The organism is Paenibacillus senegalimassiliensis, from assembly GCF_001486585.1.
In the GTDB taxonomy this organism is placed as follows: Bacteria; Bacillota; Bacilli; order Paenibacillales; family Paenibacillaceae; genus Fontibacillus; species Fontibacillus senegalimassiliensis.
This window is the reverse complement of record NZ_LN909042.1, coordinates 361,785-369,708: the sequence shown is the minus strand read 5'-3', so window position 1 is coordinate 369,708 and position 7,924 is coordinate 361,785. Positions and strand designations below refer to the sequence as shown.

Here is a 7,924-nt window from a genome sequence, read left to right as displayed (position 1 = left end):
GCTGTAGGCACCGCCCGCGTCGGCCCCCCGGCCGTAGCGGTCGCGCGGTGTGCGTCCGCCGTCTTCCTTCAGCTCCTCGGGGATTTCATCGAGGAAGCGGGACGGCGGGTTGGCGGTGGTGCGCCCAAACAGGGTGCGCATTTGGGCGCAGGAGAGGAACAGCTTCTCTTCGGCGCGGGTGATGCCCACATACGCCAGACGGCGCTCCTCCTCCAGCTCTTCGTTGTCAAGGAAGGCCCGGCTATGCGGGAAGACGCCCTCCTCCATACCAACGATGAACACGACCGGGAACTCCAGCCCCTTGGCGCTGTGCATCGTCATAAGCACGACCGCATCATCATTTGGCTTCTCGGCGTCGCTGTTGTCATTCATGCTATCAATATCGGCTATCAAAGCCAAATCGGTCAAGAAAGAGACCAGTGATTTATCTTCATTATTATTCTCAAATTCCATAGTTACGGACAGGAACTCATCAATGTTCTCCAGCCGGGAACGGGATTCGAGGGTATTTTCATTTTGTAGTTCGAGCCGGTACTGGGTCATTTCCAGCAGCTTCTCAGTCAGTTCCGTGACGGACAGGTATTCCACCATCCGGTGCAGACCATCGATCATGTCAAAAAAGTCAACCAAAGCATTGCGCGTACGTCCGGCAAAACCCAGATCGTCAACCACCTGGAGCACCCGGAAGATTGAGACTCCCCGCTGTGCCGCAGCATCAGCCAATTTGCCTACCGTGGTATCCCCAATGCCTCGCTTCGGCACGTTGATAACCCGGGTCAAGCTGATATCATCGTCCGGATTGGACAGCAGGCGCAAATAGGCGAGCAAGTCCTTGATTTCTTTGCGATCGTAGAACTTAATGCCGCCCACGATTTGATAAGGAATATCCGACTTGATCAAAATTTCCTCGATGACCCGCGATTGCGCGTTCGTCCGATACAAGATGGCATGATCGCGATAATGGCGATCTTTTTTTATATTATTATGAATCTCCGTGGTCACAAAGTACCCTTCATCATGCTCGGAATCGGCGCGATACACCTTGATCTTGTCCCCGTCGCCCTTATCGGTCCACAGCTTCTTCGGCTTGCGTCCGGTATTCTGCCCGATGACTTCGTTGGCCGCGTTCAGAATGGTAGAGGTGGAACGATAATTTTGCTCCAAAAGTATGGTCTTCGCTTCCGGATAATCCTTCTCGAAGTTCAGGATATTGCTGATATCCGCCCCACGCCAGCGGTAGATGGACTGGTCACTGTCTCCAACTACGCAGATGCGGTGGTGCTTGTCCGCCAGCATGCGGCAGAGCATGTATTGCGCCCGGTTCGTATCCTGATACTCGTCCACATGAATGTACTGGAATTTCTTCTGATAGAAGTCCAGAACCTCCGGCTGTTCCTTGAACAGTTCAATCGTCTTCATAATCAGGTCGTCAAAGTCCAGGGAATTGTTGCTGCGCAGCCGTCTTTGGTACATGGTGTAGACCTTGGCCACGATCCCTTCAAAGTAGTCGCCTACCTTCTGCTCATATTGCTGCGGGGTGACGAGTTCATTCTTGGCGGTGCTGATCATGGACTGAACAGCTTTGGGTTCAAACTTCTTGGTATCGATATTCATTTCCTTCATGCAGTTACGAATGACGGATAACTGATCGGTCGAATCCAAGATGGAAAAGTTGGAGGTAAATCCAATCCGCTCGATATCTCGCCGCAAAATACGTACACACATGGAGTGAAAGGTGGATACCCAAATATCGCGGCCTTCGTGTCCGCCTACCAGTCTGGACACCCGGTCCTGCATCTCTCGGGCTGCTTTGTTCGTAAAAGTAATGGCGAGGATTGCCCAAGGCGGCGCCTTGCGCGTAGCAATCAGATAAGCAATGCGGTGCGTTAGCACGCGCGTCTTGCCACTGCCGGCCCCGGCCATAATCAGCAACGGCCCTTCGGTTGCCTCCACGGCTTGCCGTTGCTCAGGATTCAGGCGGCTGACCGCCTCTTGTATGTTCACAGGTTGCATAGGTTGCATCAAACATGCTCCTTCCTTATCCTTGCGCTCTTGATCTACTGAATTAGTGGGAAATCCTCCCGCTATATTTACTAATTGGTCTGAATTTTCTTATTTAGCTGGAAATTCTCCATCTATTTCAGGCAGTTTCTCTATAAACTCATCATTTTGCCGTAATTAGCAGGACAAATTCCATATAATTTGCGCTATTTCGGTAAAAACGGCTGATTAACAGGACTTTTTCCAGTTCATATCATCGCGAATCGCTATCTCATATAATCACGAACCACTATCTGGTTCTGTTATCTTCCTATGCCTGAACCGTCTTAACGTTGTGCACGGCAGTCACCGTGTCCAAGGCACGCTCCAGGTCGTTATATATCGCATTGCCCACGATTACCGTATCGGCAACGGCCGCAGCACGGCGCGCGGTCTGGCTATCTATGATACCACCACCGTAGAATAAACGGGATTGCTCCAGCGTTCGCCGCACATCTCTCACTAACTCCAGGTCGCCTAATTGTCCGCTATATTCGAGATACACAATGGGTAACTGGAGTAAGCGATCCGCCACCTGCGCGTAGGCCCTTGCTTCGGATGATCCTAACAGGGTGGCCCCTGTCAACCTGGCCACTGTAGCTTCCGGATTCAACACAATGTATCCTTCGGGCATGAGTTGATCCCAGGGAATCAGGTAGCCATATTGCTCCACCGCCCGGGCCTGCTGCCCGATGATCCAATCCGGATGTCCGGCGTTAAGCACCATGGGGATAAGGTAAAGGTCGAAGCCGGGCACCACCGCCGTGAGCTCCGATACCTCAAGTACGCAGGGCACCTCAAAACGGCGCACCCGTGCAAGCAACTCCACGGTGTTATCATAGGTGACTCCGCTGGAGCCTCCAATCATGATGGCGTCCGTCCCCGACAGACAAACCGCTTCAAGGGCCTGATCATCCAGTTCCCGATCCGGGTCCAGCTTAAAGACATGCCGCCAGGATGCTATCATTTGCTTCAAAATTCATTCCTCCAAGCTAGGGTTCTAGCAGATACGCATCAAAAAGGCTTATTCCTGGCCCCTTAAAAGCACAGTAAACCATGGAAGCCTCCAGCAATTCGTTGGCCATAATATTTTAAAAAACGAGGCTCTACTGCGCAGCCTCGCTCCCGATCTTCCCTGTATGTGCAGCGACGGAATTCGCCCACCTTTACAGCTCAGTTTCTAGTCTATGTTACCTCGTATACCCTGTCAATGTTCGCCTTTGATGCGAACATAAAAAGACGCGTTCCCGTAGGTGAAAACGCATCTTCCTCCATAGTATGAGGTTGTTTCACATTTCTAAGGAAGCCAGTTAGAGAACCAGCCAGCATTCTCCGCAATGTCTTCCTCCGCCAAAAAGTCGGTATAGAAGCCATAGGCTCCCATACGCTGGAATTTGGCTATAAGTTCCGGATCGTTAATGGTATGAACATAGGACACGACTCCCACCCGCTTCAAATCAGCGATCAGGCCCGCGTTGGCTCGGGTCTCGGACATGGTGATGGCAGCAATCTGCTTCTCCTTGGCAAACTGTACTACTTCTTTATCTGTCTCATGAGTTTGGTAGAGCGTGAAGATCACTGAATCAAACGGGTATATTGCCTGAACCGGCTCCCACATATCACGGTTGTAGATTTGCGGTACCACGCGCTTAAGTAGTTCAGGCTGCCGCTCCTTGGTCTGCTCTACGATTTGCGTGAAAATCTCTTGAATCTCCTCAGGCGTGGTTTGCTTCGTATCCGTCACGATATAGACATCAGGATAAAGCTCCATCAGTTCTACGATATCGGCCCAATCCAGGGGTTCATATTCCCCTTTGATTTTTGCTTCCTTAAACTCATTATGGGACCAGACTGCCCCCTGAAGCTCCTCCTCGATAGTCTCTTGCTGCCCCAGCATTTGGGTAAAGCCTTGCCCCCACTCATGACGGGCAACCAGCTTATTATCGCTGCTGAGCAGTAGATCGACTTCAAATACGCGCAGGCCCTTCTCGTAGTTGACAACAAAAGCTTCGTAGCTGTTGGTGTAGGTCAGTTCATCAATGCCACCCATTGCGTGCGCTACCATTCGGTACGCCGTGAAGCCCTGTTTAGTAGGCTCGGGCACAAGCAATCTCGGTAAAACCATCCATAGTAGCAGGCCCACGCCGGCAAGCAGCAGCAGGCTGTAGGTTAGTTTGTTTTTCATTATAAGTATCCTATCTACTAGTAAGCATTCTTATTTATAAAGCCGTTAATCACCGTCTTAAACACAATCTTGATGTCGAGTAAAATCGACCAGTTCTCAATATAGAAAATATCGTATTTGATGCGCTCTTCAATTGAGGTATCGCCTCGCAGCCCATGGCTTTGCGCCCAACCGGTAATGCCTGGCCGTACATGGTGCTTCACCATGTATTTAGGCACCTCTTCCTTGAATTGATCCACGTAGTATGGACGCTCCGGCCTTGGCCCTACCACACTCATATGCCCCGCTAGGACATTGAAAAATTGCGGCAGTTCGTCCAGACTCGTCTTGCGGATAAAGGTCCCAAAGCGCGTGCGTCTTGGGTCGTTGGCAGTCGTCCAGCCCGTGTCTTCGGTTCCTTCGGGAAGTAGTTGCATGGAGCGAAACTTATACATCTGGAACGTCCGCCGGTTCAAGCCCACCCGCTCCTGCTTGAAGATAATTGGACCCTTTGAGGTCAATTTGACGCCAATGGCAACGAACAGCAGCACCGGGGAAGTAATGATGATTGCCAGTAGAGAAAACAAGATATCAAAAACCCGCTTGGCAATCCGGTTGCCCGTCAGATCCAGTGGAATGTCACGTACGTTAATCATCGGCATTCCCGCAAAGTTATCAAAATAAGGCCGAGCAGGCAAGTAGTCAAAAAAGTCCGGGATGATCAGCGTGCGCACGCCTGTTTTTTCGCATATGGCAATAATTCGTGCATATCTGTGATGGGCTTCCAGGGGAAGTGCCAGCACAACCTCGTCAATCAGCTTGGATTCGAGTATACGCTCAAGCTCATCAATCGTCCCCAGGATGGGCTTGTAGCGGGCGGCTTCTATGCCGTCCCACTCTTTTTGGTCATCGAGGAAGCCAACGACTTCATAGCCAAGCTCCGGGTATTGCTTAAGGTTGGCATGAAACCGGCGTCCTAGAGAGCCTGCGCCCAGAATGAGCACGAACTGCTTGTTAAAGCCCTTCTTGCGCAGTTGCTTCAAGGCGTTCTTCAATAGATAGCGGTATAACGTAATGAGCACTACGTTGAACATCATGTAGAAGGCTAAGTAGTGACGGGAGATGTCCACTTGTCTGAAGAAGAACATCAGGCCAAGCAGGATGAACAAGCTCATGCCGTGAACCTGGATGATCTTCCAGACTTCATCGGCAAAACGCTTCTTGCGCTTCGGCATATAAAGCGTGATCATGACGCCCATCAGCACGGCAATCACGCCGTAGATAACACTCCAGTAGGCGTAGATTTCAATCGGCAGGGGTTGCTCGTAGGCAATCCAGCCACTGGCAAACTTAAACCACCAAGCGAGCAGGAAGGCTAGCTGAATGGCAGCAAAATCGACCAGAATATACAGTTGAGTGAGAAATCGCTGGTTTTTGCGTATCATTGTTTCGCCTCCATGTTCGTTTCGCTTGGCTGCTTCTGTTGCGGTGTGAGGGCAGGCAAGGCCGCCTCCGGCGTGAAGAGTCTATTTTTCAATAAGGATAAGGTAAATTTAAGGGCAATTCCGCAAGCCACCGACCCATTCGTAATCCATGAATATTGCCTGAGATAATGTTTGCGGTGGAATACCCACATGGCACGATGGAATTCATATATAATTTTAAACGGCTTGCGCCTGCTGCTGGCTCCCTTATAGTGAACAATGTATGTCGCTGGATGGTAATGAATGTCCCAGCCCGCTTGCTTGATGCGGTAACACCAATCAATGTCTTCGCCATACATGAAGAAAGTTTCATCTAGTCCACCCACCTGCTGAATCGTCTCACGCCGTACCAGCATGAACGCCCCAACCAAACAGTCAATCGGGTAGGTCTCGTTCGGGTCCAGATAGCCAAGCTGGTACTGATTGAACTTCGGCTTATCAGGGAACAACCGGGAGAAGCCAAAGGCATAATAGAACGACGCAGACGGTGTTGGAAATCCACGCTTGCATGCTTTGTCCAGTGAGCCATCGGGCAAAATGATTTTGCAGCCGGAGGCCCCAACCTGAGGGTTTTCATCCATATAGGCAACCATCGTTTGCAGCGTATCCGGCTGAACGATAGTGTCTGAATTCAGCAGCAGCACATAACGGCCTTTGGCTACCGCCATGGCCTGGTTGTTTGCTTTGGCAAAACCGGTGTTATCGATATTCGCAATCAGCGGCGTACCGGGGTACTCCCTGCGGATCGACTCGACCGAGTCGTCGGACGAAGCGTTGTCCACCACAATCACCTCGTACGAATAAACTGTCTTGGAGTCGTAGACCGACTGCAAACAGTCCAGTGTCAAACGGCAGGTATTATAGTTGACAATCAAGATGCTCAAATCCATGATTACGCTCCGCTCCCAAAGAATATAGTAGTCTATTGGTATTATAGCATAGGTACAAATCTCGATAGAAAAAAGAAGTGACCCACTCCAAGGTTTGGCTACCTGTGGGTCACTTCTTCATATAATTGAAAGATTTCCTTGGAGGAGTAACTCCACTCAAGTTGTTTGTACTGGGGGCGGTCGGCCAACCGCCCTTATTTTCTATTCCTATTTTAGCACACTGCAGCACATACCTCAATTGACAGCATTTAAAAGCAATAATGCGTTTTTTTATTATAGAGCCCCCCTAGCATCTAACTATACACTTGTGTCCATCTTCTCCCGAATCTCCCGGCGCTTCTCGCGCAATTTGGGGAGTGTCTTGAAAAAAGTCTTCCAAGAGCCAAGTACCCCAGGCTCCCTGAGCAGCATATAACCATTGCTGGCTAGTTCATAGGCAAGCAGCCCGGGGAGATGCTTTAGCCAGCGGCTCCCCGTCAGGTTCTTATAAATCATCTTATAGCGATTGATGTAAGAGTACCTGCGGATAAATAGCGGTTGGGCTCTGCGGCTGCCTGGCTTCCAGCCCCGTTCATGATAGGCCAGCGCATCTGCACAGTAGAAAGCTTTCCATCCCAGTAAGCTGGCACGCCAGGCTACATCCACATCCTCTTTATATGCAAAAAAGTCCTCGTCAAAAAATTCGCCGCCTACTTCAATCTTGTTGATCATCTCGCGTTTATATAGCGCCGCAGCTCCGGAGACGCCAAACACTTCCCCGGACTTCTCCCACAGATTTGCAGGTTCCCCCATCCCCCGGTCAAAAGCACGCCATGTCCCTTTCATGACAATGCCCGTGCTGTCTATGGTGTCCAGGGAGGATTTAAGCAGTAGCCTTCCGGTCGCTGCACCTAGCTTGGGATGCGGTTGTATGGACTGGACTAAACGCTCGATGTAAGTTGGAGCGAGCTGCACGTCCGGGTTCAGCACCAGCACATAGTCGCTGTGCGTGAGACGCATCCCCTGGTTATGGGCCGGCGCAAAGCCGGTATTGACCGAATTTCGAATGAGTTCAATGCGCTGGCCCCCCTCCTGCTCCATCACTTGTTGCACCCGCTCCACTGTAAGGTCATGGGAGACGTTGTCGATGACGAGCACTTTTTCCACCGGATAGGTTTGCTGCTGAACAGCCCTTAGGCAATCTTCTATGTCGTCCGCACTATTATAGGTCACGATTTGTACGGTTATGGTTGGAGACGCTGGCATGAGGATCACTCTTTCTACGATAAGCATATTGTCAAAATTATACCAAACTGGCCTGAGAGCAAACGGAATTATACAGCTACCCTTCTGCTACTCACTAATGA

General features: G+C 50.6%; 6 protein-coding genes. All 6 read right to left on the bottom strand.

What is annotated here, in order from left to right:
• Positions 1 to 2,013, bottom strand: a 2,013-nt coding sequence (gene pcrA, locus BN3279_RS03750; RefSeq protein ID WP_059049325.1) for a DNA helicase PcrA, incomplete at its 3' end; no start/stop codon positions are given.
• Between the two features lie 298 nt (positions 2,014 to 2,311).
• Positions 2,312 to 3,016, bottom strand: coding sequence for a heptaprenylglyceryl phosphate synthase (gene pcrB, locus BN3279_RS03745; protein ID WP_456299454.1), 705 nt, complete (start codon positions 3,014 to 3,016; stop codon positions 2,312 to 2,314).
• A 321-nt stretch (positions 3,017 to 3,337) separates the two neighbouring features.
• Positions 3,338 to 4,225, bottom strand: coding sequence for a phosphatidylinositol-specific phospholipase C/glycerophosphodiester phosphodiesterase family protein (locus BN3279_RS03740; RefSeq protein WP_059049300.1), 888 nt, complete (start codon positions 4,223 to 4,225; stop codon positions 3,338 to 3,340).
• A 17-nt stretch (positions 4,226 to 4,242) separates the two neighbouring features.
• A complete protein-coding gene (locus tag BN3279_RS03735) occupies positions 4,243 to 5,649 on the bottom strand; it encodes an undecaprenyl-phosphate glucose phosphotransferase (RefSeq protein WP_059049299.1) in 1,407 nt (468 codons plus the stop codon).
• The gene (locus BN3279_RS03730) at positions 5,646 to 6,578 is read right to left on the bottom strand and encodes a glycosyltransferase family 2 protein (protein ID WP_059049298.1); all 933 of its coding nucleotides are present in this window, start codon (positions 6,576 to 6,578) and stop codon (positions 5,646 to 5,648) included. Before BN3279_RS03730 ends, BN3279_RS03735 begins: the two co-directional genes overlap by 4 nt.
• Before the next feature lie 297 nt (positions 6,579 to 6,875).
• Positions 6,876 to 7,823, bottom strand: coding sequence for a glycosyltransferase family 2 protein (locus BN3279_RS03725; protein WP_059049297.1), 948 nt, complete (start codon positions 7,821 to 7,823; stop codon positions 6,876 to 6,878).
• Positions 7,824 to 7,924: the final 101 nt, after the last annotated feature.